Origin of the sequence: Chryseobacterium angstadtii (genome assembly GCF_001045465.1) — a bacterium.
GTDB lineage: Bacteria > Bacteroidota > Bacteroidia > Flavobacteriales > Weeksellaceae > Chryseobacterium > Chryseobacterium angstadtii.
Window position 1 is genome coordinate 236,865 of record NZ_LFND01000006.1, and the last position, 26,143, is coordinate 263,007.

25 protein-coding genes are annotated in these 26,143 nt (G+C 36.0%); 18 read left to right on the forward strand and 7 right to left on the reverse strand.

Annotated features, from left to right (window positions below; all coding sequences use genetic code 11):
• The first annotated feature begins 63 nt into the window (after nt 1-63).
• The 5 genes from ACM46_RS17685 to ACM46_RS17705 all read left to right on the forward strand — a co-directional run bounded on the left by ACM46_RS17685 (nt 64) and on the right by ACM46_RS17705 (nt 5,908).
• A complete protein-coding gene (locus ACM46_RS17685) occupies nt 64-1,257 on the forward strand; it encodes an alanine dehydrogenase (RefSeq protein WP_048508020.1) in 1,194 nt (397 codons plus the stop codon).
• A complete protein-coding gene (locus ACM46_RS17690) occupies nt 1,257-1,628 on the forward strand; it encodes a DUF4258 domain-containing protein (protein ID WP_048508021.1) in 372 nt (123 codons plus the stop codon). The genes ACM46_RS17685 and ACM46_RS17690 overlap by 1 nt, the downstream gene beginning before the upstream one ends.
• A 235-nt stretch (nt 1,629-1,863) precedes the next feature.
• Nucleotides 1,864-2,634, forward strand: coding sequence for a sensor histidine kinase (locus ACM46_RS17695; protein ID WP_083997449.1), 771 nt, complete (start codon nt 1,864-1,866; stop codon nt 2,632-2,634).
• Nucleotides 2,612-3,322 carry a LytR/AlgR family response regulator transcription factor gene (locus ACM46_RS17700; RefSeq protein WP_048508022.1) on the forward strand — a complete coding sequence of 237 codons (711 nt, stop codon included), beginning with the start codon at nt 2,612-2,614 and terminating at the stop codon, nt 3,320-3,322. The genes ACM46_RS17695 and ACM46_RS17700 overlap by 23 nt, the downstream gene beginning before the upstream one ends.
• A 303-nt stretch (nt 3,323-3,625) precedes the next feature.
• Nucleotides 3,626-5,908 carry a cation:proton antiporter gene (locus tag ACM46_RS17705; RefSeq protein ID WP_048508023.1) on the forward strand — a complete coding sequence of 761 codons (2,283 nt, stop codon included), beginning with the start codon at nt 3,626-3,628 and terminating at the stop codon, nt 5,906-5,908.
• Between the two features lie 285 nt (nt 5,909-6,193).
• Here the strand turns inward: ACM46_RS17705 and ACM46_RS17710 are convergent, their stop codons facing one another.
• A complete protein-coding gene (locus ACM46_RS17710; RefSeq protein WP_083997462.1) occupies nt 6,194-6,865 on the reverse strand; it encodes a hypothetical protein in 672 nt (223 codons plus the stop codon).
• Between the two features lie 192 nt (nt 6,866-7,057).
• On the opposite strand from ACM46_RS17710, the gene ACM46_RS17715 reads away from it, so the two are divergent.
• The 11 genes from ACM46_RS17715 to ACM46_RS17765 all read left to right on the forward strand — a co-directional run bounded on the left by ACM46_RS17715 (nt 7,058) and on the right by ACM46_RS17765 (nt 18,120).
• Nucleotides 7,058-8,080, forward strand: a complete 1,023-nt coding sequence (locus ACM46_RS17715) for a LysM peptidoglycan-binding domain-containing protein (RefSeq protein WP_048508025.1) — start codon at nt 7,058-7,060, stop codon at nt 8,078-8,080.
• A 4-nt stretch (nt 8,081-8,084) separates the two neighbouring features.
• Nucleotides 8,085-8,900: a DUF4280 and LysM peptidoglycan-binding domain-containing protein gene (locus tag ACM46_RS23020; RefSeq protein ID WP_083997450.1), complete on the forward strand. Its 816-nt coding sequence runs from the start codon at nt 8,085-8,087 to the stop codon at nt 8,898-8,900.
• Between the two features lie 3 nt (nt 8,901-8,903).
• On the forward strand, nt 8,904-11,609 hold the full coding sequence (locus ACM46_RS23560; RefSeq protein ID WP_048508026.1) for a hypothetical protein: 2,706 nt from the start codon (nt 8,904-8,906) through the stop codon (nt 11,607-11,609).
• Nucleotides 11,606-12,556, forward strand: coding sequence for a hypothetical protein (locus ACM46_RS17730; RefSeq protein WP_048508027.1), 951 nt, complete (start codon nt 11,606-11,608; stop codon nt 12,554-12,556). The genes ACM46_RS23560 and ACM46_RS17730 overlap by 4 nt, the downstream gene beginning before the upstream one ends.
• 116 nt (nt 12,557-12,672) lie before the next feature.
• Nucleotides 12,673-13,116, forward strand: a complete 444-nt coding sequence (locus tag ACM46_RS17735; protein ID WP_048508028.1) for a hypothetical protein — start codon at nt 12,673-12,675, stop codon at nt 13,114-13,116.
• A 37-nt stretch (nt 13,117-13,153) separates the two neighbouring features.
• Nucleotides 13,154-13,669 (forward strand): hypothetical protein, encoded by a 516-nt coding sequence (locus ACM46_RS17740; RefSeq protein WP_048508029.1) that lies wholly within the window; start codon nt 13,154-13,156, stop codon nt 13,667-13,669.
• A gap of 95 nt (nt 13,670-13,764) precedes the next feature.
• Entirely contained in the window at nt 13,765-14,247 is a 483-nt protein-coding gene (locus ACM46_RS17745; protein WP_048508030.1) for a hypothetical protein, read from the forward strand.
• A 176-nt stretch (nt 14,248-14,423) separates the two neighbouring features.
• A complete protein-coding gene (locus ACM46_RS17750) occupies nt 14,424-15,266 on the forward strand; it encodes a prephenate dehydrogenase (RefSeq protein ID WP_048508031.1) in 843 nt (280 codons plus the stop codon).
• 349 nt (nt 15,267-15,615) lie between these two features.
• Entirely contained in the window at nt 15,616-15,888 is a 273-nt protein-coding gene (locus ACM46_RS17755) for a DUF2089 family protein (protein ID WP_048508032.1), read from the forward strand.
• Nucleotides 15,889-15,895: 7 nt separating this feature from the next.
• Complete coding sequence (locus ACM46_RS17760) at nt 15,896-16,480, forward strand: YIP1 family protein (protein ID WP_048508033.1); 585 nt, start codon at nt 15,896-15,898, stop codon at nt 16,478-16,480.
• Nucleotides 16,481-16,485: 5 nt separating this feature from the next.
• Nucleotides 16,486-18,120 carry a serine hydrolase domain-containing protein gene (locus ACM46_RS17765; protein ID WP_048508034.1) on the forward strand — a complete coding sequence of 545 codons (1,635 nt, stop codon included), beginning with the start codon at nt 16,486-16,488 and terminating at the stop codon, nt 18,118-18,120.
• 158 nt (nt 18,121-18,278) lie between these two features.
• On the opposite strand, the gene ACM46_RS17770 is transcribed toward ACM46_RS17765, so the two are convergent.
• Complete coding sequence (locus ACM46_RS17770; RefSeq protein WP_048508035.1) at nt 18,279-19,697, reverse strand: L-serine ammonia-lyase; 1,419 nt, start codon at nt 19,695-19,697, stop codon at nt 18,279-18,281.
• A gap of 195 nt (nt 19,698-19,892) precedes the next feature.
• Here ACM46_RS17770 and ACM46_RS17775 point away from each other — a divergent pair, with 195 nt between their 5' ends.
• On the forward strand, nt 19,893-20,471 hold the full coding sequence (locus ACM46_RS17775; protein ID WP_048508036.1) for a Crp/Fnr family transcriptional regulator: 579 nt from the start codon (nt 19,893-19,895) through the stop codon (nt 20,469-20,471).
• 60 nt (nt 20,472-20,531) lie between these two features.
• Complete coding sequence (locus ACM46_RS17780) at nt 20,532-21,155, forward strand: FMN-dependent NADH-azoreductase (protein ID WP_206541013.1); 624 nt, start codon at nt 20,532-20,534, stop codon at nt 21,153-21,155.
• An 87-nt stretch (nt 21,156-21,242) separates the two neighbouring features.
• Here ACM46_RS17780 and ACM46_RS17785 read toward each other — a convergent pair whose 3' ends face one another.
• From ACM46_RS17785 to ACM46_RS17805, 5 genes are all read right to left on the reverse strand, one after another.
• Nucleotides 21,243-22,586 (reverse strand): ammonium transporter, encoded by a 1,344-nt coding sequence (locus ACM46_RS17785; protein ID WP_048508038.1) that lies wholly within the window; start codon nt 22,584-22,586, stop codon nt 21,243-21,245.
• A gap of 110 nt (nt 22,587-22,696) precedes the next feature.
• Nucleotides 22,697-23,338 (reverse strand): hypothetical protein, encoded by a 642-nt coding sequence (locus ACM46_RS17790; protein ID WP_048508039.1) that lies wholly within the window; start codon nt 23,336-23,338, stop codon nt 22,697-22,699.
• Nucleotides 23,339-23,664: 326 nt separating this feature from the next.
• Nucleotides 23,665-24,294, reverse strand: a complete 630-nt coding sequence (locus tag ACM46_RS17795) for a YceI family protein (protein ID WP_048508040.1) — start codon at nt 24,292-24,294, stop codon at nt 23,665-23,667.
• A gap of 78 nt (nt 24,295-24,372) precedes the next feature.
• Entirely contained in the window at nt 24,373-24,939 is a 567-nt protein-coding gene (locus ACM46_RS17800) for a YceI family protein (RefSeq protein ID WP_048508041.1), read from the reverse strand.
• Nucleotides 24,940-25,084: 145 nt separating this feature from the next.
• The gene (locus tag ACM46_RS17805) at nt 25,085-26,134 is read right to left on the reverse strand and encodes a glucokinase (RefSeq protein WP_048508042.1); all 1,050 of its coding nucleotides are present in this window, start codon (nt 26,132-26,134) and stop codon (nt 25,085-25,087) included.
• Between the last annotated feature and the right edge of the window lie 9 nt (nt 26,135-26,143).

The window sequence follows — 26,143 nt, forward strand, 5'->3', positions numbered from 1 at the left end:
TGTATCTTTGCTTATAAATTCAGTTATAAAACAACAACCTGTAAGACATAATTTATTTAAAGAATGAGTACTACAAATATTTTTACTCCTTTTACTGAAGAAGAATTGATGCCGAAAGAAGAAAAGTTGGAGGTTATTAAGAAAGGAAAACAATTCAGCATTGGGATTCCTAAAGAAACCTGTCTTAATGAGAGGAGAACCTGCATTACTCCGGACGCAGTACAGGTATTGGTAGAGCACGGCCACGAGCTTATTATTGAAGCGGGTGCCGGAGAAGGTTCTTTTTTTACAGATTTACAGTATTCCGAATCCGGAGCAAAGATCACCAATGATCCTAAAGAAGCTTTCGGACAGGATCTCATTTTAAAGGTCAACCCTCCTACGGAAGAAGAGATTGAGTACATGAAACCGAATACCTATCTGGTTTCCGCACTTCAGATCAACCTGAGAGATAAAAATTACTTCCTGAAACTGGCAGAAAGAAAGATCAATGCCATTGCTTTTGAATTTATCGTTGACGAATACAAGCAGCTTGCTTTGGTAAGACTGGTCGGCGAAATAGCAGGAACCGTTTCTATTTTATATGCTTCCGAGCTTCTGGCACTTTCGAACGGTTTAATGTTGGGCGGTATCACAGGAGTAAGACCTGCCGAAGTGGTTATTTTAGGAGCAGGAATTGTGGGTGAATTTGCAACCAAAGCAGCCATTGGACTTGGAGCCAGCGTAAGGGTTTTTGACAACTCTCTTTCAAAGCTGAGAAGACTTCATACTCTGGTAGACAGCAGAGTTCCGACTTCCATCATTGATCCGAAAGAATTAAGCAAAGCATTGAGACGTGCAGATGTAGTGATCGGCGCACTTCCAAGATTAAATATGACACCTATCGTTACCGAGGAAATGGTTGCGAAAATGAAAAAAGGCAGTGTAATCATTGATATCACCATAGACAACGGTAAGGTAATTGAAACTTCTGAGCTGACCACTATGGAAAATCCATATATCATCAAACACGGCGTGATTCACTGCGGACTTCCGAACCTTACGTCGAGAATGCCGAGAACCACTACCAAAGCGATTTCCAATTTCTTCCTTTCCTATATTCTGAATTATGATGAAGAAGGCGGTTTCGAAAACATGCTGATCCGCAAAAACGAAATGAAGCAGAGCCTCTATATGTATAAAGGAAGACATACCAAAAAAGTGATCTGCGACCGTTTCGGACTTACTTACCACGATATCAATCTTTTAATTTTCTAATGAAAAAAATTAAATTCTTTTTAATAGGCCTTATTCCAGGGCTGATTCTCGTATTTTTTATTTTAAACAAAAAAGGAGCCAGCTGCAGCGGGTACCTTCCGAACAGCCGTGTGATTGCAGAAACCCTGTCTAAAGAATTCAAGTATTCTGAAGAGGCTAAAAATGCAATGACTACTTATAAAATTGACGAAAAGTTTATAAAAGACAGTATCATTACGAAAGGAAAAGTAGATTTCGACAAAAGCCATGCTCAGAAAAAACCTTGTCCGGACTATGTTATTACCTATCCGGAAAAGAATCCTTCCTATGAAATCACCTTTGAAAAGTGTGAAGAAACGGTAACGGTGAATTCTTTGAAGAAACTGAAATAATTAGAATTTTATTGTAAAGATTTATTTAAACATTAAGGAGTTTAGAAATTTATACTAAAAAGAAAAATTAAGAATTTGACTGCGTCAAATAATAAGCAGCACGCTTATAAAATATCTTTGATGTTTTCTTAATGGATCTTAACAGCTTAAATATCCTTAATGGTTTAATTTAAAGCTTCCACTTAGCGTAACGTCGCTTGTATTCAGTATTTAAAAAGTAACAAATCCTCATTTTATGGACGGCAATTACTACATGATTCACGATTATCTGATATTCACTGGAGTATTTGCCATATTCTTCCTGCTTACCGTCAGTATTTATCTCTTCAGCCAGAACAGCAGGATCCGGCAGAGAAATACCCGGCTCACGGAAGCAAATAAGATCATTGAACAAAAGCTGAATGAAGTTCAGCTTGAACATATCGGGACGAAACTGAACCCGCATCTTTTCAAGAATATTCTCAATTCTGTACAGTCACACGCCTACCAGACATATATGTCTCTGGATAAGCTGGCCAACGTTCTGGATTATATTTTATACGAAAGCAACAATAAATTTGTAAGTCCGAAAGAGGAACTGAATTTCGCTTTAAGCCTTATTGAGATTAATAAAATAAAGATTAATCCTCTTTTTGATTTCAGAATTAAATCAAGAATCAATAAATCTGATGCCATATACGAAGAAAAAGTTTTCGCTCCGCTTATTTCTGTAGATCTTATTGAAAATGCTTTTAAACACACCGATTTTCTCGCTCAGGATTCTTTTATTTCCATCCATCTGGAACTTGAAAACGGAATGTTTACCATGAAAGTAAGCAATAAAGCTTCACTAAAAAATGTTCTCGAAAAAGAAAACAGCGGCTTCGGAAGTCAGTCTCTGGATCAAAGGCTGAAAATGATCTACAATAACCATTATCAGCTTGAAAAAAGTTCAAAAAATGGTATTTTCACAGCAGAATTAAAAATCAATTTAGGAGAATTCTATGATAAAATGCGTTATTCTTGACGATGAACTTCTGGCGATCAGCTATTTAAAACTTCTATGTGAGCAGATCGAAAACGTAGAAGTGGTAAAAGCATTTAACGACCCTAAAGTTTTCCTGAACGAAATTGAAAACATTGACTGTAATCTCTGCATTCTCGATATTGAAATGCCGGGAATGACCGGGCTTCAGGTAGCAGAGCTAATTTCAGGCTCCAAAAAAATTATTTTCACTACCGCTTACAAAGAATATGCTGCCGAAGCTTTTGATCTGAATGTGGTAGATTATGTAAGAAAACCCATCAAAAAAGAAAGACTTATCCAGGCCTTCGAAAAAGCAAAAGCACTGGTAGATGCTCCTCACAAAAAGGATCTGATTGAATGGAATACCAATATCGGAAAAACCGTTATTTTTACAGAACAGATTGCTTACATCAAAACTTCTGAGATCGACAGCCGTGACAAAGATATTCTCCTGAACGACGGAACTACCATTGTTCTTAAAAACCTCAGCTTTAAGACCCTTCTCGAAATGCTTCCTGCCAAAGATTTTGCCCAGGTAAACAAAAAGGAAATTATAGCCCTCGCTTCCATCAAAGTATTTTCTACCAACGAAATTATCAGTACCATTCAGTTGGAAGGAGATAATTTTCTTAAACTTCAGATTGGAGAAGCTTATAAACATTCGTTAATGGATCTGTTTGGAAAGTAAATCTTTCAGAACTTTAGGTTTTCCCTGCAGATCATTATCTTCTCTAAAATAAGGAAGAGGGAGGCCTGAAGATGGAAGTTATTGAGTCCAAAATTTAACTTGAATCTCATTTCATCAATTTTTCAGGACTGCTAAAATTGCTAAATAGGTATTAAAGTAGATCCCGAACAGTAACTTCCGACTTCCTTCTTCCAGCTCTCAAGCTTTTTATTACATTTTTTAGAACATTTATTACATTTAAAAAAGAAGGGTGTTTAACATTCATATATTCTCATCAACTTTGCATTAAAATATTTAGGAATCATGAACTGGGGGAAATATAGAAATTTAATTTTTTACATATCAACCATCGCTTTTTTTTCATGTCTGATGTACTTCTTCATCATTGAAGGACAGACCCTGGAAATCAAGGAGAATATCGTAACAAAGACCAATACAGGATCTACCTGGGACAATTTCCAGGAATCTTTTAAAGCAAATCTTCACCATCCGCTGGCACTTCTTCTGGCACAGATTGTCACCATTATTCTTGTCGCAAGACTCTTCGGATGGATCTGCATGAAAATAAAGCAGCCCAGCGTAATCGGGGAAATGATTGCGGGAATTGTGTTAGGGCCTTCACTGCTCGGCATGTATTTTCCGGAGTTTTCAGCCTTTCTTTTTCCTAAAGAGTCATTAGGTAACTTACAGTTTCTGAGTCAGATAGGGCTTATCCTTTTTATGTACATCGTAGGAATGGAACTCGATCTCAGTGTATTAAGAAAAAAAGCACATGATGCAGTCGTGATCAGTCATGCGAGCATTATCATTCCGTTTGCATTAGGTATTGGTTTATCTTATTTTGTCTATCAGGAATTTGCACCTGAAGGTATCCAGTTTACATCATTTGCCCTGTTTATCGCTATCTCAATGAGTATAACGGCATTTCCTGTACTGGCAAGGATTGTTCAGGAAAGAAATCTCCAGAAAACCAAGCTGGGAACCATCGTTATTACCTGTGCCGCAGCAGACGATATTACGGCATGGTGTATTCTTGCAGCGGTGATAGCTATTGTAAAAGCAGGTTCTTTCACCAGTTCCATCTATGTGATTATCATGGCTATTGCATATGTATTTTTAATGATTAAGATTGTAAGGCCGTTTCTGAAGAGAATCGGGGATCTGCAGGCTGGCAAAAACACCATCAGTAAGCCGATGGTAGCCATTTTCTTCCTTACGCTGATTCTTTCCGCCTATGCCACTGAGGTGATTGGTATTCATGCTTTATTCGGAGCTTTTATGGCAGGTGCCATTATGCCTGAAAATGCAAAATTCCGTACACTTTTCATTGATAAAGTTGAAGATGTGGCTTTAGTCCTTCTTCTCCCGCTTTTCTTTGTGTTTACCGGACTTCGTACCCAAATCGGTCTCCTGAATGACGGACACCTTTGGATGACAGCCGGATTTATCATTCTGACAGCCGTAGCAGGAAAATTCGCAGGAAGTGCCCTTACCGCAAGATTTGTAGGCATCAACTGGAAGGAAAGCTTAACAATAGGCGCCCTGATGAATACACGAGGACTTATGGAACTTATCGTATTGAATATCGGATATGATCTGGGTGTTTTAAGTCCGGAGATCTTTGCGATGCTGGTTATTATGGCTCTATTCACAACATTTATGACAGGCCCTGCCCTTGACTTTATCAATTTTATTTTTAAATCTAAAAAAAGCAGCCAGGAAGATCTTCATGATGCTAATGGTTCCAAATACCGGGTGCTTCTTTCCTTCGATAAACCAGAATCCGGGAGTACGCTGTTAAAACTGGCTCATGATTTCACCAATAAAATGAACGGTAATAAAAGCATTACTGCCGTGAATATTGCTCCTGTGGACGAAATGCATGCGTATGACATCAATGAATATGAAGAAGCTCAGTTCAAAAATGTGATTGAAACTTCACACGATCTGAAACTGGAAGTAACTACTCTTTTCAAAGCTTCTACAGATATTGAAAACGATCTTACCGGAATTTCAAACAAAGGAAATTATGATCTCCTTCTGATTATGCTGGGCAAATCCATGTATGAAGGAAGTTTGCTGGGCCGTCTTTTGGGATTTACCACCAAAATTATTAACCCCGAAAAGCTTCTGAACACGGTAAAGGGTAAAGGAAATATATTCAACAACTCTCCTTTTGACGATTTTACACTTCAGATTCTTGATAAAACCAATATTCCCGTAGGAATCATGGTTGAGAAAGATTTTAAATCGGCCGATAAAGTATTTGTCCCGATCTTCAACCTCAGCGATTTTTATCTGCTGGAATATGCCAAAAGACTGATCAATAATAACAATTCCCAGATTATTATTCTGGATGCAGCCGGACAGATCCGCAACAATATTGAAGTCAGGGAACTCATCAGAAGTATCGAGCAGGTTGCCCCGAATCACATCACTTTATATAATGATAAAAAAATTGAGAAAGAATTTCTGAATGCCCAGGACCTGATGCTGGTAAGCAGTAAAAGCTGGAAAAACCTCATCGACAGTAAGAGTCTCTGGCTTTCTGATATTCCTTCGACATTGATTATCTCCAATCCGTAAAAATCAGTCCACACAGTCCATATTTCGTTTTTGGCATTGTTAGAAAATAGATGGATAGTCTATTTCGTAAATTTAATGAATGCTGAAACGGAACTGTAGATCCGGCGGTTGAACCTTCCTGCAGAGGGGAATACTGCCGGGGAATCTGCAGACGTGTTGATGTGATGATTTTTTGATGTGATAATGTGATGATGAATTAATGTAACAATGTATCAATGTAACAGTTTACCAATGATTAAATCAATTCATCATCACATTATCACATCAAAAAATCATCACATCATATTACTTCTCATTCCTTAATTTCAGCAGTCTTTGGAACGATTCGGAAAATCTTTTCTGCTCCTCATCAATATAATCGCTGCTGAAAGGAGCTCCGCAATCTAAACTGTTGATGGTATGAATGAGTTTTCCTTTTTCAAAATAATTTCTGTTTTCTTCTATTTCGGATTTCTCAAAATCAAAAGCTTCAGTATCATTATTTTCTTTCATGGCCTTCTCGTTGTAAAATAAAGGGCGGTTATAGGTATATATTTTTTCAAAAACAAAAGACAACTTTCCGTTAAGCAGATAATATTCTGTAAGTACCTGTCCCATCTCTCCATACAATCTTGCTGTCATCTTTTCGAGATGTCCCTTGTTCTCGTAAAATGTAGCCTCTCCTCCTTCTGCAGATTCCCCCTCAATGTCTTTCTTTTTTACAGAGCTCCATTTTGTAATGGAATTGATTCTTTTGAAATTAGCACGGATGGGTTTCAGCCGGTCTGTTAAGAATTCATTCACCGCAATATCTTCTGTATTGAATGATTCTTTGATTTTTATGGTATCTGCCGGCAAAAAATGTAGAGAAATAGTCAATACAGATGGTTCTATTGTAGGAAAAGCATTGTTTTTTGCCTGCGTAAAATGACCGGAAAACAGGATTATCATTAAAAAACGAAAAAAAATATTTTTCATGATCATTGGCTTTTAAGTGTTTTACAAATCTAGTAAATCTTTAAACACGGAAAGTTTTTATAAGCCTCATAAGAATAGGTAATTATTTTATTTGCTTTCTTCTCATAATCAGCATTATAATTTTAAAAATTCAGTACTGAAATGGATTTTGAATACTGTTTTTTTATAGATTTATCAGATAAATCACAATGTATGGAAATGGATTTTTTCGAATATAAAATCCGAAACGGAGATACGCTGCAGTCTATTTCCTCAAGACTGGGAATGACCAGTGAGGAACTTAAACTGTTCCATAATACCCGGTGCAATAAAATGGACACCTTGTGGTTTGAAAACCTGAATGGCGCTCAGTATATTCTTGTACCCGGGAATTTTAAAACTGAGCAACAAAAGGAATCTGAAAATAAAAATATCCTGCCTCCTTCCTGTGTGCATGAATCTTTCTTCCTACCTGCTTACCATATCCGGGAAACCTTCGAAAATCTGCTGAAAGACACTTTTGTGATAGATTATTCCGTAGAAATAGATATTCACAGAGAAAAAAATGATAACCATTATGTTCTGAAATTAAGAAAAAAGGATTTCAAAACAAACGGCCAGACACCGGATGATAAGGCAGGAAGTCTCTCGCTGGCCTGTATGGAGAGCATTATGCCAATCGAGCTTATTCTTTCTGATAACGGAAATATTGCCAGATTTGCCCATCATGCAACCATGATTAAAAAATTCAAAGAAACCCGCAAAGATCTTGAGGAATTCTTTATGGGCAAGATTTCGGAAATGTATTTTAATGCCTTTCAGGATTATATTTCTGATAAGGAATATTTTTTCTATCAGCTCAGGTCTACCCTACTTTTTCAGACCCTATTTCCCAAAATGGACTGGTTCCGCAAAACTTCGGTTTGGTCTGAAGATTTTTACTTTATTCAAAATTCATTTCCTGTACAATGTTCTATGGAAACCGGGTATAGAGATGAAGATCAGGATTTTATCATCACCATTTTAAAGGGAAAAATCACAGATTCCTGCAGTCTTCAAGAACTGAAACGAGGGGTAAAGTTGGGTGTAACAGCTGAAGAACCGGTTTCAGGCGAAATCAGTTTTCAATACACCACCCATAAGCGAAGTAAACACCTGTCCCGGGCAGAATCATCGCTGAGTTTATGGCATGAAAACGTTCAGATTCAAAAACACACTGTCACCATAACACAATGATCATATGAGAAAATATATTATTCAAAAAGGCGATACTTTCGGTTCCCTTGCAGAAAAATTCGGTTTGACAAATGATGGGATTTTAAAAAATTACCACAATCTCCACTGTCCTGAGGAAGATATTATGCATGAAGAACCTGTTCCCGGAAAATCAATGCTGATCATTGAAGATCCACAGTTTGTGACAAAGGAATCTTTATCTCAGGAAAACGTCGAAGGTACGGAACCTATGTCCAATGAAAGCAGTTCTTCACCTCTAAGTAATGAACAGTCATCTGAAAACGGGAAAAAAGAACAAAAAGCCAATGAAGACGAAGAAAAAAACAGCAGCAGTTCTCCTCATGAAGGAAAATATTTCGTTATACAGAAAGGAACTGTGCAATGCAGTCAGGGCTTTCAATTTCCAAAATTAAAAGTCACCAGCCACAAAAAACACTACTGGAATGATGCTGAAGGGCAAGCTGATTATCTTGCCGTAACAGAAGACGATCTGCAATTAGATCCTGCAACAAAACCTTTCGGACAATGCAGGCTAAAACCTTCATCCGGCGGATATCTTCCATGCACTTATGCTCCGGCAGGAAAATGGCAAAAGACCTACGAAAAAGTAAAAATAATGGGTAAAAGCTGTCTCACTGAAATTTCTGAACTGATGTGCACTACCGGCGGAAAAATCACCATCCTAAAACATGGCCAGCAAAGCGAAATCAGCAGATCCCAGATTTCCAATGCCCATACACAGGAGCAGCAGGTTTATAATCCGGTGGTGGATTATGATGAGTTCAAAGAGGATATTAATGATCAACAATATTATGTTTAAGCTATGACAGGAATAATAACAGGTACCCGGAATCCATTTGCTGGAACCAAAAATTATTATGAAATTAATGCTTTTCATATTCTTGGAAGCTTTAACAGCAGTTATGAATGGCATCTTTTCAAAAAGCGGAAAAACAACACCTGGAAAGATATTACAGAAACTCCCAAAAAAGGGAAAAAGGTTTCATACCAATTCGGTGAAATCGCAATCGGTATTGAGTTTGAAATAAAAGTATATGAAATTCAGCAAGGTCTTCTTACCGAAACTCCTACATCCAAAAAACTTATTGGAACTCTTGTACTGATTCCAGCACCAGGAAAAGTATCCAAGATTGATAAAGTTGTGCTTTTCAACAGAAATGCAAAAAATATCAATAAGGCAAGTTACCGGGATACATTAACTGCCCAAGCTCACTGTATTGCTATGTTTGGCAAAGAAATAGAGTTTCAGCTTTGGGAAGATGATGCGGAAGGAAAAGGTCATGATCCTATCATCAACAAAAATAATCATCACAATAAAATTTATAAAGCCAGAGTTAATGAAAAAGGGATTGCAGAAGTAAAAATCCCCTTGATGTCCGATGAAAAGATTTTCAGAAAGATGGCCAATAGATTTCTTATGAAAGGTGATCAGAATGAGGGAGCGAATCACGAATATTATATCACTGCGAGTTATTCAGGAAAAATACAGGAAGCCAGCCAGGTGAACGTAGATGTTTTAAACCCTGATTATAAAAAAGAAAAAACTCAAACAAAGCCTCGTCAAAAACCGCAAGACGATACTCCAAAATTTCCTGCAGGATCAGGAGGAATGATAAAACAACCCGATTCAAAAGGTACTATTTTAGATGCTGTTTTCATCGATGATTCCGGGAAGGAATTGTCAAAAGTTGCTGTAGGAGACAAAGTACGGGTAAGAATTCATTCCAAGAACATGGTTGGAAAACATATCCAATATATCATTTGGGAATACGATACAGGTTTTCACGATGAAATCTACCGAAGCGGAAATATCAAGATTCCGGCAGACGTATGCGACACAACCTCAGGATTTATCATTACTAAGGGGGTTTTTGACAAAGGAACAGATCTTTCCATTGGAGATCGGGATTCTGAACAACAGAATTATTTTATTGAAATTATCTCAATAGATCTTTTAGCAGAATCCAAAAAATTCGGTGTAGATTCGGAAGGATTGATGGAAGTGGAGAATGTGAAGAGTCCGGCGATGGTGAAAGGGGAAGTGGAACTGGAGAAAAAGGCAACTAAATGTATATGTGAGGAACAGTATAAAGATTTGGTTTGGGGAGGAAAAGTAAGTTGCGAATTTAGAAAGAAAGTAGTGCAAATGGCAAAGAACTTAGAGTTGCCTCAAACAAATTATGAAGGAGCAAATTGGTTAATGACGATTATGGCTTTAGAATCTGCATATTCATTCAGTCCCAAATGTGGAACTTTTGGAAAAAAACCAGATGAAAGTAGTAAATATAAATATATCGGACTAATCCAATTTGGAAAAGCTGCAGCAGAGGAAATTGGAACAACAAGAACTCATTTAATGTCATTAAGTGCAGAGCAACAATTAGATTACGTTGAAAAACATTTTAAAAAGAAACAATATAAAAACCTATTAAAAAATAGAACAGCACTTTACTTGGCCGTAAACTATCCAAACTCAACAGCTCATGCTTCTGAAAAAAATTATGTTGTTTATGATAGCACAAAAGATGCATATGATGACAACTCAATGTTTAAAAGAGAGACACACGAGTTTTGGATTGATAAAACTGGTAAAAAAAAATATTATGAAGGCAAAGAAGGAAAGTCTTATGTTTGGGAATTTGAAGAAGCATTGAAAGAAGTAGAAGAATTAGGGAAGTCTAATAAAACAAAGACTTTCACATGTGGAAACGATAGTATAAAAAATGACGATACCAATTCAAAAGATATTGTTACTTATCATATATATCACGACAACAAAATTGAGAAACATGTTCCAAAAAAAATAAAAAAAGGAAATGAGACTAAATACAAATATGTTTATCATGATTCAAAAGGGAATGAGCATGAAATAGCTATTGCTGATTGGCATACAACTAAAGAAAAGGGAGTTGGACAAGTTTATAAAACTAAACCAACTCATGCAACGATTATTTCTGATCAAAATGTTTCAGAAGGCAATACATCTAGGCGTATAAAATATGAAAACGGAGACATTGCAGAATATGGAATCCACCCTAAAAAAGGAATTATTTGGTTGTTATATAAAGCAGGAAAAAATAATATTGAATTAATTAAAATGCCAGATGGCTTAAATTATAAAAAAAATGAAGTTTGTATTGCTTATAGCTTTTCAAAAACTCAAAGAAGGTATACAGGAGCAGATTCTTTTGCTGGATTTATTGGATATTTAGCCAAATCTGGGTACAAACTAACCACAACGGGTAGTTGTTTTTCTGAAGGATCAAGCTTTCCAAGTCAGGAACATTGCAATGGAAGAAGTGTAGATACACTTTATTTAGGTGCTATTGAACAGGATCAAAAAGTAATAGACAATGCAATATTTTTCCATTTTACAGAAGTTTTAAAAGGCGTAAATACTTATTGTCAAAAGTTAAAAAGGGCAGGTAATGGAGGCGCTCTTCATAATAGTCATTTACATTCTGGAAATTTTAATAGTCGTATTATAAAAATAATTAAAGAAAAATGAAAAACCTAGTTATTTTATTATCATTCATAAGCATATTTTCTTGCAAAAAAGCACAAGAGAACGTTTCAAAACCACCTTTTCCCCAAGAAACTTCCATTGATAAAAATTGGAGCGGTGATGTATTAATTTCAGATTTGAATTTTGTAAGCTCTATCAACTCAACTTGTAAATTAAATACTACTTTTTTTAATAGATCAGAAAAGCAAGTTGAACATGATGATGCAAAATGTGTTTTATCTAAAATTAAATTTGATTACGATAAATTAAATTCTATAAATAAAAAAAATATCATTGGAAAATTGAATTCTAATACAGAATTATTCATTAAAAATTCAGTTGATAAAAACAATAATGCAGATTTAAGCTACCAAACAACATTGTATATAGAAAAAAATAAAACTATAACTGATTCAATTGTCATTTATCAATCTTTTAATTATTCAGAAGCATTAATCGTAAAAACAAAGTATTATTATCTTGATAAAAATGAAATTTATTTACTAGATGTCACAGAAGATGAATCCGGAGCAAATGTTGAAAAATGGGAGCATTATAAAATAAATTTTTCTGGCAGCGTATCTTTAATAAAACAAAATTTTTTTTTGAAAGATAATAATGTTACGAAAACCAATATTGATCTTTGGAAAGGAGTATATCATTTTGAAGCATCAAACAGAGACGAGGCAAAAACCATTTTTGATATAATGATAAATTCATTGGAGGATATTTCCTTAGCAGTCACTGAAGAAGGAAAAAAAAATAATTATTCTAAATTACACGCCGAAGAAGTTAATAATGGAAAAATTAAAATAAATTACGATAGTTCTTCTGGAGATATGGGGACTATTTATATTGAAAGATCTGACAACAATTACTTTATTTCGGGAAACCCAATATACTTTATCAATCCTGGGACTGATGAAATGCCTCTGCACAAATTGAAATAATATTTAAAAATTCTTCTTTATTGATAATGATGTAAAAAGAGCCTCTTTTATTTCAAGCTTTTACTGTAAAAAATTGAATAGTCACTGAAATTAATATATCAAACATTTTATTCTAAATGAAAGCAATAGTTCTCATACTATTAACAATAACCATACAAAGCTGTAATGGTCAGGAAAATAAAAAAACTGAACATACCAATAAAACAAAAACACAAGAAAAAAAGATATTAAAAACAAGCTCAGATAATACTTCATCAATTAACTTTTTTGATGATAAATATAAAAACAATGGTTATTATATTCCCGATAATTTAAATGGAGAAATATACCCTATGTATTCTTACATGGATGAGGATATCGGAGCATTTTCCGTTAATTATATAGGTAAAACACAAGAAGAACAAGATTTTTGGAGTGTTTATAATCATAATGGATTTTTTAAAGACAAAAAAATTGAAAATATTTCTTCTAATTTAATACAGGGAAGTTTAAAGTCTAGAGTTAAGAATTATTACATCATTGCAGATTATTTAGAAAAAAAAATACATTCAGAATTTTGATAAAATATCTGGAGAATTTGACATTCATGATAACGCATTGGAATCTCTCTATATATATGACAATGGCAAATGGGTATTATTAGAAACAATTAAGAAAATTAATATCCCAAATAAAACACAATCTTTTTTTTATGACCTAGCATCACAATATTTTAATAAAACTGAAAAAGAGCATTCGATATCAGCCTCTGGAATATGGGCGTTTAATTGCAATTCGAACGCAAGGATTGTTTTTTTACCAAATCTTAATAGCACCCAATTTACCATTCCAGGCAGATTTTCAATGAATGCTGAACTAAAAAAAATTGGACTCAACAAGTATGAGCTCTATTTCACTGACTTTCCACCCATCATTCCCCTTCCGGATGAAATGCAAAATTGGGAAAACATTGATAATAAAAAGCCTGTAGGTATTCTTGAAATTATTAATGAATCAAAAATAAATTTAACCTGGTTTGGATTCTACTACAAGAAAACAAAGAAATATATACAGACCGAAAACCCTTTCAATAAAAATAGTTCTAAAGCAACTATTATCAATTGCCCAGAGTAATTCTTAGTAAACCCTTTTAAACTCTCGATTAAATCAATTTCAAAAAAAATATTCATTATTTTAAACCTATTTTTAAGATTTAAAATCCCCCTTCCATGAAAAAAACAAGCCTCATCTGCCTCAGTCTTCTGGCTTTTATCAGCTGTAAAAATGAATCAAAAAAAGCAGTAAACGAAATGGTAACAGTTAAAAAAGACAGTGCAATTCTTAAAAATCATGCGGTAGAAAGCTCTCTTGTCACTGTAACTAAAGAAATTCCATCATCTAAAAAGTGTACCGAAAAACAGATAGAATATGAAACCGAACAGGAATGCATCTTTACCAATACCTCTATTCATGAAGTCTATAGAAGAACAATAAAAGATAAAGAAGTAGAAAAAGCTGAACTTCTACCGGCCGATCTACCAAAAGAGAGCACCACAAAAGAAATCAACAAAGATGGCCTGATTTCCATAACCTATACCGTAACTCCTAAAAAGACCGATATTGAATTTTTCTTTGAAGGAGGCGCCACTACTTTAAGCCTGGAACAACATGAAAAAAATATCAAAAGAACTATTATACACAGCGCAGATTAATTTAAACCAAAAATAGACAGAGTTTAAAAAAAAAATTTATACCTTCGCTTTGTGAATTTCAATAAAGGAACATATTATTATAGAATTTTAAACTCAGATTTGGGCTAGGATTCTTATGAACATAACTTAAAACCTCGTCCCAGGACGGGGTTTTTTATTTTTTAAAATTAAGAAAGATGAAAATAAGTATTATTGGTGCAGGTTTAATCGGAGGTTCAATGGCTTTAAAATTAAGGGAAAAGGGCCTTGCAGATTTCATCTACGGAATAGACAACAATCAGGAGCATATTAAAAAAGCACTGGAACTTCATATTATAGATGCAGGTACAGACCTTGAATATGGAATAAAAAATGCCGACTTTATTATTTTAGCCATACCTGTAGATGCTGCCAGAAAGCTGCTTCCAACCGTTTTGGATCTGATCTCTGATCATCAGACCGTAATGGATGCCGGATCTACAAAAGCCGGAATTGTAAAAGCTGTGAAAGACCATCCGAAACGCTCCCGCTTCGTTGCTTTTCACCCGATGTGGGGTACAGAAAACAGCGGACCTGCTTCTGCCATTTCAGACAGTTTTTCAGGAAAAGCCGGCGTCATCTGCAATAAGGAAGAATCTGCTCCCGACGCCCTTCAGTTAGTGGAAAAAGTAGCAGAAAGCCTTGATATGCATCTTATTTATATGGATGCAGAAGATCATGATATCCATACTGCTTATATATCCCATATTTCCCACATTACCTCTTACGCACTGGCCAATACTGTTTTGGAAAAAGAACGCGAGGAAGAGACGATTTTTCAGCTTGCCAGCTCAGGTTTTTCAAGCACGGTGCGTCTTGCCAAATCACATCCTGAAATGTGGGTTCCGATATTTAAACAAAATAAAGAAAACGTTCTGGACGTACTTAATGAGCATATCACGCAGCTTCGAAAATTCAAGGCTGCCCTGGAAAAAGAAAATTACGAATACCTTGAGGAGCTAATCAGCAATGCCAACAGGATAAGAGGTATTTTAAGATAAAAGAAGTTGAGAGGCGAAAGGGCAAAGAAAGCAAAGATGCAAAGAAAGCAAATGATCCGATTAACAAATTTGCTTTTTAGCCATTTTCCTTCTTTGCTTCCTTTGCCCTTTTACTTTTTACTTTTTAGCTTCCTTCGCCTTCTCAGCTTTCTTTGCCTTCTTAGCATTTTTGCCATTTTACTCCTAAATAAATCAAAAGCTGTACCTTCAAACTGCGACCACCCATCCCTACAACCTGCCACCTACCATCTGCTACCTAAAGCGCTCCCATTTTTCGCCAACTATTTAACTTTATTAAAAAACATTTTAACTTTATTAAAATAAATTGTATTTTCGTAAAAAATAATTCATGAAACTTCCGACGGTCTGTCCAAGTTGCGACAATACTTTAAACGTAAGCCAGATGAAATGCCCCAACTGCAAAACAGAGATAAGCGGCGACTACGAACTTCCCGTTCTGCTCAAACTGAACCGGGAAGAGCAGGAATTTGTTCTCAATTTTTTTCTTTCCAGCGGCAGCATTAAAGAAATGGCCAAGCAGGCAGGACTATCCTATCCTACCATGAGAAATAAAATGGATGATCTTATTACCAAAGTAGAACAGTTAAAAACCAATCTTTAAACTCATTATGATGAACTGGAAAACTATTTTTAATCCTTTCGGAAGATTTGATGATAGGCTGCTTCTCACGGTCGGACTTATTTCCACAGCTTTGGCAATTGTAATGGGCTACTGGACCGGAAGCTACTTCAGCAGTATTTATAAAATTAATAATTTAGATCGGGTAACCCTTCAGGCGGTGGCTGTTCCCACCTTAATAAGCTTTGCTTCTGCCATCATTATTCTTTTCATATTGGGAAAGATTTTAAACAACAAAACAAGGCTTATTGATATCGTCAATACCGTACTCATTTCACAGCTTGTACTAATCATTCTGCAGGCTACGGATAAAATACCTTTTATAAAAAATGCCCAGGACAGAATGATCGGTCTTCAGGGTAAACCATCAGAAGCTTTACCCATTGGAGATCTTATGATCGTGGTAGGTATGGCTTCATTCGCACTTATCATTTTAATTTACAGCATCACCATCTATTACAACGGCTTTAAAACAGCCACCAATATCAAAAAATGGCAGCATATTGTTCTTTTTACAGCTGTATCATTAATTATGACTTTGATATGCCAGATTGTAACATCTAAATACTTTTAAATATCATGAAAATTAAATTCTTATGGGTGCTGGTCTTTCTGGCACACCTTTGTCACGCCCAGATTGAAGGAGTCTGGAACGGGGAAGTAGACATCCAGACGATGAAACTTCCTGTAATATTAAAGATTAAAAAAGGTTCTGAAGGGTATTCTTCTCTGCTCAACAGTCCTCAACAAAGCAAGGATGACATTCCTGTAGATAAAACCGTCTTCATTAATAACGAGCTTAGTTTTGACATCAAAAAACTCAATGCCAGCTATAAAGGTGTTTTCAGGGAAGACCATTTCGAAGGAAACCTGAATCAAAATGGAAGAACTTTTCCTCTTAATTTATTCAGAGAAATCCCAGCTAAAGCTCCTGAAGTTTCCTATCTGAACGGAAAAGCCATTAACAGGGAAAAAATAGATGATTTTCTGGATTATATTGCTCGGAATAATCAGGGAATCGGAAGTGTATCTATTTCCAGGAATGGTGTTCAGGAATATCATAAAGATTTTGGCCAGCAGCAGTTAAAAGGGATCACTTATGACAAAGACACCCAATACCAGATAGGGTCCATCAGCAAGATGATTACAGCCGTTATGCTGATGCAGCTTGTGGAAAACGGAAAGCTTAAACTGGAAGAAAAACTATCGAAATATTATCCGGAAATTCCTAATGCACAAAAAATTACTCTGCATCAGATGCTGAATCATACCAGCGGACTTGGTGATTATGTAGGGGAAGAGGAAGACAACTGGCTTTTCGGGAAAGCTGCGGTAGGTGACAAAGCTATTATTGCAGAGATCAAAAAGCAAGGCGTCAGTTTTGAACCCGGAAAGAAAACCAAATATTCCAATTCCGCTTATTTCCTTTTAAGCCGGATTTTAGAAAGACTTAATAACAAACCATACAATATTTTATTAAAAGAAAATATTACCGATAAAGCAGGAATGAAACATACTTTCTCTGTATTGGATCAACCTAAAAATGTGTTTAAATCCTATAAATTCAATGGAAAAAACTGGGAGGAAGTCCGTGATTTCAATTTCCGAAACTGTATTGGATTGGGAGATATTGTTTCTACTACGGAGGATATGAATACCTTTATGAATGCCTTATTCAGTGGGAGTTTCATCAAAAAAGAAACCCTTGATATGATGATTTCCAATAAGGAGGAAAAGGTTTTCGGAACAGGAATTATGAAAGTTCCTTTTTACAATATTACAGCTTACGGACATGGCGGTGATACGGCAGGCTCTCACTCCATTTTATCTTACGAACCTGTGGACAAGCTTTCTTTTGCGATCACTATTAATGGTGAAAATATGCGCCACAACGATCTGTATGTGGGTGTTTTAAATTTACTGTATGGAAGAGATTATCAATACCCATCATTTGATACAGAAAAACCGGAGACCGATCTCAAAAAATACGAAGGGGAATATGAAACAAAGGAAATTCCTATTCCTTTAACAGTATTTTCAAAAGACGGATCTTTATTTGCTCAGGGAAAAGGACAACCTGAATTCCCACTGAAAAAAATGGAGAAAAATAAATATCAGTTTGAGCAAGCAGGTATCATTATTTTGTTCTTACCCGAAAGTAAGCAGATGGAGCTCACTCAGAACGGGAAGACGTTTTTGCTTACTAAAAAATAGTCTGTCTTTTAAACCATTAAGATCTTTTAAGTTTTTAAGAATAATAAGCTGAGCTATGCTTTAAGCGCTGTGACAAAAAGCAAATTTACATTGAATCATAAAAAAATCCTTAGACTCATCATCTAAGGATTTTATATGTAGAACCGTTTGGTTTTCTTTTAACATTCAGGGACGTTTACTGCAATAGCCAGTCCACCTTCTGAGGTTTCTTTAAAACGATCACTCATAGATAAAGCGGTTTCCCACATCGTCTGAATTACTTCGTCCAGGGTTACTTTTGCTTTTGTAGGATCACTTTCCAGTGCGATATTCGCTGCTGTAATGGCTTTCATGGCTCCCATTGTATTTCTTTCGATACATGGAATCTGTACCAGTCCTTTAATCGGGTCGCAGGTAAGCCCCAAGTGATGTTCCATCGCAATTTCTGCTGCCATCAGAACCTGTCCTATACTTCCTCCTAAAATTTCAGTAAGTCCTGCCGCTGCCATCGCTGAGGAAACTCCGATTTCCGCCTGACATCCACCCATTGCTGCTGAAATGGTAGCATTTTTCTTAAACAGGGTTCCAATTTCTCCGGCTACAAGAAGAAATCTTACGATATCATCTTCACTGATAAATTCGGTAAATGCCTGCGAATACATCAATACTGCCGGAATTACTCCACTCGCTCCATTGGTAGGCGCAGTAATAATTCTTCCGAAACTTGCATTTTCTTCGTTAACTGCCAGTGCAAAACAGGCAATCCATTTATTGATATTGGTGAAATTTTCTTCCGCATCTACTACCAGCTTGAACCATTCGTCGATATTTTTATAGACTTTGTCGCCCAAAAGTTTTCTGTTGATTCCCGCAGCTCTTCTGGTTACATTCAGGCCTCCCGGAAGTACACCTTCTTTATTAACCCCTTTGTAGATGCATTCTTTAATATTTCTCCAGATATTCAGGGCTTCTTTTCTGGTTTCCTCCTGAGATCTCCAGCTTTCTTCGTTAATCAGAATCAGGTCTGAAAATCTTTTAAATCCAAGTTTCTCACAATATTTTACAATATCCGAACCGTGATGACATGGATACAATGTTCGGACACATTGTTTTTGTATTGAATTTTTTTCCTGACTTGCAATAAATCCACCTCCTACAGAATAAAAATCCTGAACAAGCTCTGTTCCGTCTTCGAAAACAGCTTTAAAAATCATTCCGTTAGGATGGAAATCAAGGGATTTCTGCATATTCAAAACCAAATGATATCCGTAGACAAAGGGAATTTCTTTTTCCCCGCCTAAATGAATAACCTGGTCTTTTTTTATTTTTTCTATCTTTTCATCAATTTTTGATGTATTGATGGTTGTAAAATCTTCGCCATTCAATCCAAGCATCCCGGCAATATCTGTCCCGTGCCCGATTCCCGTTTTAGCTAAAGAGCCAAAAAATTCAAGGAAAACCTCTTTCACCTCTGCGATTGATCTTTCCCTTTTTATAATTCTGATAAATGCAGAAGCTGCATTCCAGGGCCCCATCGTGTGCGAACTGGATGGCCCTATTCCTACTTTAATAATCTCAAAAACCGATATTGATTCCATAAATGACTGATCATTTTTCCTCGTCAAACAAAGATACGCGATAAATCCCAATAAAAGTATCCACGGATCTCAGAATTAATAACACTTTACAAATCATGAGATCCCTTTTAAAAACCTATTTTTGTAAATTAGCTGATACTATGTTGTCTTCACAACCCGTCATAGGCTTCTCTCCTTTTAATTTAATTATTTTGAATGGAAACATTAATTAAAAACATTTTGCAGCATGTCAGCTTAAGTACGGAAGAAGTTTCTATTTTTAAAAGCTTCTGGACAGAAAAAACATTGGAAAAAGGTGAATTTCTTTTGAGAAACGGAGAAATTTGCCGTTATGACAGTTATATTGTTTCAGGTGTTTTAAAAGCCTTTTGCATCAATTCCGAAAATGGAAATGAAGAGATTCTTTTTTTAGCTATTGATCATTGGTGGGCAACTGATATCGCCAGTTTTTCCAAACAAAAGCCTTCCATTTATAATATCCAGGCTGTAGAAAAAACAAACCTTTTACAGATCAGCCATCAGTCTTTCCAAAAAATGCTGCAGGAAATTGCTTCCCTGGAAAGATACTTCAGAATTATTTTAGAAAGTTATCTGGGGACTCTTGAGAAGAGGGTTGTATTTAACAACATGTACAAAGCCGAGCAGAAATATTATGATTTCCTGGATACTTATCCTGATATTGTCTCCAGAGTTCCCCAATATTTAATTGCGTCCTATTTAGGTGTATCAGCTGAATTTATAAGCCGAATCAGGAAAAAAAACAAATCCTCTTGAACTAGATCAATTTTTAAGGAATGAATAATCAGGAATTTTGTTGTTATAAAATTTATAATAATGAAAGTATTAATTATTAACGCCAGTGTAAGAAATCAAAGGTCTTACAGCCGAAAACTCACCGAACTTTTTGTTGAAAACTGGAAAACTAAATATCCACTCGATGTATTTACTTACAGAGAAGCAGGGATTGACAGTATCCCTAATATTAATGAACCCTGGATTGCAGGAGCGTTTAAAAAGCTGGAAGAAAGAACAGAAGAAAACCAAAAGGCATTACAATTAAGCAATGAGCTGGTAAAAGAACTCAAAGAACACGATATCTACGTCATTGGAACACCTATGTACAACTGGTCTATTCCAAGTGGATTAAAAGCTTATATAGATCAGGTCATGAGAATCAATGAAACCTGGAAGTTCAGGTCAGGTGTTCCGGATGGTGACTATGTGGGTTTGCTCGAAAACAAAAAAGCATTTATATTATCCGCACGTGGCGATACAGGATATGGAGAAAATGAAAAGAATGGGCACATCAATTTTCAAACCACTTATCTGAGACATATTTTCGAAATTATGGGTGTTCAAGACCTTACTGTTTTTTCATTAGACAATGAAGAATTTGGAGGTGAAGTGTTTGAAAAGTCAAAAAATAATATATTCAGAGCCATCCAATCTATTGAATAAGACCGGAAAAACATTCCTTTAATCTGAATATTTTCAATCAGGGCACTCAGACTATACGGACATGCCCTGATTTTCATGTAGAAATAATCACTTGAAATACTCCTGATGCTGAGAAAGGTCGAGTCCTTTATTTTCAGACTCTTCAGAAACCCGCAATGTAATGATGGAGTCTGTAATTTTATATAAAAGCAGCGACCCAAAGAATGTAAAAACCGACACCAGAACAAGGGCTGCCATATGATGGGCAAAAACTTCAACACCACCGTGAAGAAGACTTGCATTTTCTCCATGGGCAAAAACAGCGGTCAGAATCATTCCCATAATTCCTCCTACTCCATGACAGGCAAAAACATCAAGAGTATCGTCTATTTTCTTCAGAGCTTTCCAATTGACCATCAGATTAGAAACAATAGCCGCTGCAAATCCTATAAAAAGGCTTTCAGGAATCGTTACAAAACCACAGCCGGGAGTAATAGCCACAAGACCTACCACAGCTCCGATGCAGGCTCCGAGCGCGGAAACACTCCTTCCATTGATTCTATCGAAAAAAATCCAGGTCATCATCGCGGAAGCAGAAGCAATAGTAGTAGTTCCGAAAGCCATTGCCGCAGAAGCATTCGCACTCAAAGCAGATCCTGCATTGAATCCGAACCATCCGAACCACAGCATTCCGGTTCCTAAAAGTACGTATGAGATATTGGAAGGTTCATGATGCGGATTTTTCCTGCTTCCAACCACCATGGCTCCTGCCAGAGCTGCAAAACCTGCACTCATGTGGACTACGGTTCCTCCCGCAAAGTCTTTTATGCCGAAATATTTGTTTAAAAGTCCCTCAGGATGCCATACCATATGACAGAGAGGCGTATAGATAAAGATACTGAAAAGTACCATGAACAGGAGATATGAAATAAAACGGACCCTTTCAGCAAAAGAACCGGTAATAAGCGCCGGAGTAATAACGGCAAATTTCATCTGAAAAAGGGCAAAAAGCACAAAAGGAATGGTAGAAGCCATCATTTTATGGGGTAAGACTCCTACGCGGCTGAAAAACGGATAACTTAACGGATTTCCTATCAGTCCATAATGTACTCCATTGATCTCAAAGCCTAAAGAATCACCAAATGACAGAGAAAATCCCACAACCACCCATAAAATAGAAATAACTCCAAGTGCAATAAAGCTTTGCAGCATAGTAGAAATTACATTTTTCCTGCCTACCATTCCTCCGTAAAAGAACGACAGTCCGGGAGTCATCAGAAGTACAAGGCCTGCCGCAGCAAGAATCCATGCCACATCTGCTCCTACGATTTTATCTTCACTCAGAAATTCTCCGGTATTGGGAAAATCAACTATCGGACTCCAAAATAATCCGCCGAATGCCACAAGGGTAATAATTGAAAAGGAAACAATCCACTTTAAGCCAATTTTCATACATTTTATATTTAACCCTATCAAAATTAAATATAAATTTTATAAAAACACATATTTTAAGCAATTAACCCTATAAAAAAAATATGTTGGAAATAATTTTTCTTATTTTTTCAAGCAAATACCTCTTTCAGTATTTTGGAAACTTCTTTGTATTTTGTTGCGGGAAAAAGGTGAGTACCGCCTTTAATAATATAATCCGGCTTTGAATATTTAATAGGAAATACAATATCCTTATCTCCCAATATCTGGATCACTCCTGGCGTTTCTTCAAATTTCCACTCGGAAACCTTTTCTACAGACCATTTCAGATAATAAGGATCTCTGACTCTGAAATATTGAAGGATCTTGGGATTTTTCGGATCAAACAGCTTTCTGATTACGGAATATACATTGGCAGCTTTGTCATTGAACATCCCGGTAGGAAGTATTCTTGGAATTTTTGTGACCTCACCGGTTTTTATAAATTTAGATTTTTCTTTATCCGATCTTATACTTCCCATGATCACCACTTTTTGTGCAGGTTTCAACTTATTAATTTCCTGTACCATGATTCCGCCAAAAGAATATCCCAGCAGGCAGAATGGCTCTGAAACATCTACTTTTTCAGCCATGCGTTCAACATAGGAATGAAAGGGCTCATTTTTTTCAGGGATGAGCCAGTCTATAAAAATCAATTCGCTTTCCTCGGGAAATTCAAGTCTTTCCAACACTTTAAAATCTGCTCCAAGACCGCTTATTACATAAATTTTCATAGGACTAATTTAGGAAAAACGATGGAGATTAAATTGAAATTGTATATTATTTTTAAGCTGTTAAGAAGGCTTTTTCTTTAACGCAAAGGTAGAAAGATAATGCGCTTGAGTTTTAAGGCGTGACTGCGTCACAGACTAAGCATGCGCTTTATTCACATGCTTCATCGAATCAATTTTAATTGATTTCTTCTTTATTTCTTTAAAGTACAACATAATAATATTCAAACTTTGCATAAAAAAATAATCATCCTACATGAATGTAAGAGCACAAAAAAATGGACAGTTTATAAAAACCGCCCATTGTAATATTTGATAGTCTATTTTACTTATTTCTTTTTCTTAACAGGAACTCTGTTGTCGTTGTCCAGTTTTTCTGTAGACACTCTGAACTGGAAATCCATTTCATTCTTGATGAAGTAATCTTTCAGAGAAGACTGGTAGAACACTTTAAAATCTCTTCTATTCAATGAGAACTTCGCAGATTCTATAACTACTGTAAACTGGGTTACATACGCATTTGCAGGGAAAGAAATTGTCTTTCTTACTCCTTTAATAGTAATATCCCCATAAATGGTTGAATTATACTCACTGTTTGCTAGAGGAATAATCTTGGTTAAGTGGAATTTCGCAATCGGAAATTTCTTAACTTCAAAGAAGTTGGTACTTTTCAGTTCGTTGGTAAGCTTGATCTGATCTTCCTCTGAAACATCTCCCGCCATCATACTTCTCATATCTATAATAAACTCTCCGTCTACCAGAACCGTTTTATCAAAATTGAATTTTCCGCTTTTCAGCTTTACGGTACCTGAGTGCGAAGAAGCTTCAGTTTTTACAACTTTATATCCCCACCACCTGATCTCTGATGAAGTCACTTTTGAAACTTTATCAAATTTCTTTTGAGCAGAAACAAATGACATGCTCGCGCACACCATAGCAAACAATAGTAATCTTTTCATTCTTTTTTATTTACAATTCAACAAAAATAAAAAAAAGTGTAGAACTTCTACACTTTTAATAACCTTTTTTTGATTAAATTATTTAGCAGTTACTTTTACAAGCATTTCGATATCATCTTTCACAAAAACATCCTGCATTGTAGACTTGTAAGCAACGTCAAATTTTTGTCTGTCGAAAGAGAATTTTTCAGAAACCAAACTTACTACTCCTTTGCTGTATGCAATCTTTGCAGGGAAAGTAATAGGGCTTGTTTTCCCTTTAACGGTAAGGTTTCCTGTTACTAAAGAATTGTAGATCTTATCGCTGTTTTTCTTTACAGAAGTAATTACGAAAGTAGCGGTAGGGAATTTTTCAACTTCAAAGAAGTCACCGTTTTTAAGGTGTCCGTTCAGTTTTTGCTGATATTCTCCGGAAAGGTCTGTTGCGTTGATAGAAGTCATATCCAATACAAAACTTCCTCCTACAAGATTATTTCCTTTCATGACCATATCTCCTGATTTTACTTTTACAGTTCCATCGTGAGAGCTTGCCTCAGATTTTGCTACTTTGTATCCCCACCAGTGAACATCAGACGCTACTACTTTCTTGGACTGTCCGAATGCAAGGCCGCTGGCCAAAACTGCTAATAAGAATATTTTTTTCATTTGAATAAAATTGTTTACTTGTTTAACGGTGCAAATGTAACCAACTTATCTGATAGATTTCGTTGATGTATATCAATAAAATTAATTATTTTTATGAATAATATCATCCCATAAAAAAACTCCGAAAGCTTCGGAGTTTTGTATTTTAATTTTGATAGTAAGCGGTGTACAGTGCAGCTCCTTTTAAGGCTGTATGATTCTGTTTGATCAGATAAATCGGGGTATGTCTAAGCATTTCCTCCATCTTATCGCTGATCTTAAATTTCTCATAGAATTTTCCTTTATCTATGTACTCACGGATCGTCTGCGGAATATCACCTGAAATTAAAAGACCTCCTGTCGCTTTAAGTTTCAGAGTCAGGTTATTGGCTTCTCTTGCCAGGAATTCCAGGAAGGTATCCAAAGCAATTTTACAGATCATCACATCTTCTTCTACAGCGGCTTTGTAAAGTTCTTCTACAAAATTACCTCCTGAAAGGCGTTCTGCCAGCCATTCAGGCTCCGGATGTCTTTTTACATCTCTTAAAAACCGGTAGATATTGAAAAGTCCCGTTTTAGAAAGTACATTTTCCCAGCTTACAATACCGTAGATATTGTTCAGGAACTGATAGAATTCTACTTCTACATTTGTTCTTGGTGAGAATTCCGAATGTCCGCCTTCCGTTGCAAAAGGTCTCAGATATTTTCCGTCGAAGAAATATCCGGCTTCTCCCAATCCGTTTCCGGGAGCCAGGATAGCTACATTTCCTTTTTCAAGGTGTCCGCTGGTGTAGATAGGATCTAAGTCGTCATCTTCCAAAAGCGCCATTCCATAAGCAGAAGCTTCCAGGTCGTTCAGCATATCTCCTTTTTGGAAACCGAAATCTCTGGTGTAATCCTCAATATTCAGATTCCAACCTAATCTTACGGGGCTACTTTTCCCTTCAATTACAGGTCCCGGTACAGCCATTGCGAGACGTTGTATATTCTCAAGCTGATTGTCCTTCATGAATTTTTCCAGTATTTCAGAAAATGAATTATAGCTTTTAGTCTTATATTCATTCTGAATTTTTATCTCAAGACCTCCGTTACCGGAAACAAAATAGCCTAGGATAGTTATATCTTCACGGAGGCTGGCTCCAATGATAGTAACGTGATCATTATTACTGTTCTCTACTCCTGGTAAATAAAGCGGAAATTTTGGATTCAAAATCATAACCTCAAA

Coding starts and splice junctions, on each gene's coding strand:
- ACM46_RS17685 (WP_048508020.1), top strand. CDS start 64: ATGAGTACTACAAATATTTTTACTCCTTTTACTGAAGAAGAATTGATG.
- ACM46_RS17690 (WP_048508021.1), top strand. CDS start 1,257: ATGAAAAAAATTAAATTCTTTTTAATAGGCCTTATTCCAGGGCTGATT.
- ACM46_RS17695 (WP_083997449.1), top strand. CDS start 1,864: ATGGACGGCAATTACTACATGATTCACGATTATCTGATATTCACTGGA.
- ACM46_RS17700 (WP_048508022.1), top strand. CDS start 2,612: ATGATAAAATGCGTTATTCTTGACGATGAACTTCTGGCGATCAGCTAT.
- ACM46_RS17705 (WP_048508023.1), top strand. CDS start 3,626: ATGAACTGGGGGAAATATAGAAATTTAATTTTTTACATATCAACCATC.
- ACM46_RS17710 (WP_083997462.1), bottom strand. CDS start 6,865: ATGAAAAATATTTTTTTTCGTTTTTTAATGATAATCCTGTTTTCCGGT.
- ACM46_RS17715 (WP_048508025.1), top strand. CDS start 7,058: ATGGAAATGGATTTTTTCGAATATAAAATCCGAAACGGAGATACGCTG.
- ACM46_RS23020 (WP_083997450.1), top strand. CDS start 8,085: ATGAGAAAATATATTATTCAAAAAGGCGATACTTTCGGTTCCCTTGCA.
- ACM46_RS23560 (WP_048508026.1), top strand. CDS start 8,904: ATGACAGGAATAATAACAGGTACCCGGAATCCATTTGCTGGAACCAAA.
- ACM46_RS17730 (WP_048508027.1), top strand. CDS start 11,606: ATGAAAAACCTAGTTATTTTATTATCATTCATAAGCATATTTTCTTGC.
- ACM46_RS17735 (WP_048508028.1), top strand. CDS start 12,673: ATGAAAGCAATAGTTCTCATACTATTAACAATAACCATACAAAGCTGT.
- ACM46_RS17745 (WP_048508030.1), top strand. CDS start 13,765: ATGAAAAAAACAAGCCTCATCTGCCTCAGTCTTCTGGCTTTTATCAGC.
- ACM46_RS17750 (WP_048508031.1), top strand. CDS start 14,424: ATGAAAATAAGTATTATTGGTGCAGGTTTAATCGGAGGTTCAATGGCT.
- ACM46_RS17755 (WP_048508032.1), top strand. CDS start 15,616: ATGAAACTTCCGACGGTCTGTCCAAGTTGCGACAATACTTTAAACGTA.
- ACM46_RS17760 (WP_048508033.1), top strand. CDS start 15,896: ATGATGAACTGGAAAACTATTTTTAATCCTTTCGGAAGATTTGATGAT.
- ACM46_RS17765 (WP_048508034.1), top strand. CDS start 16,486: ATGAAAATTAAATTCTTATGGGTGCTGGTCTTTCTGGCACACCTTTGT.
- ACM46_RS17770 (WP_048508035.1), bottom strand. CDS start 19,697: ATGGAATCAATATCGGTTTTTGAGATTATTAAAGTAGGAATAGGGCCA.
- ACM46_RS17775 (WP_048508036.1), top strand. CDS start 19,893: ATGGAAACATTAATTAAAAACATTTTGCAGCATGTCAGCTTAAGTACG.
- ACM46_RS17780 (WP_206541013.1), top strand. CDS start 20,532: ATGAAAGTATTAATTATTAACGCCAGTGTAAGAAATCAAAGGTCTTAC.
- ACM46_RS17785 (WP_048508038.1), bottom strand. CDS start 22,586: ATGAAAATTGGCTTAAAGTGGATTGTTTCCTTTTCAATTATTACCCTT.
- ACM46_RS17790 (WP_048508039.1), bottom strand. CDS start 23,338: ATGAAAATTTATGTAATAAGCGGTCTTGGAGCAGATTTTAAAGTGTTG.
- ACM46_RS17795 (WP_048508040.1), bottom strand. CDS start 24,294: ATGAAAAGATTACTATTGTTTGCTATGGTGTGCGCGAGCATGTCATTT.
- ACM46_RS17800 (WP_048508041.1), bottom strand. CDS start 24,939: ATGAAAAAAATATTCTTATTAGCAGTTTTGGCCAGCGGCCTTGCATTC.
- ACM46_RS17805 (WP_048508042.1), bottom strand. CDS start 26,134: ATGATTTTGAATCCAAAATTTCCGCTTTATTTACCAGGAGTAGAGAAC.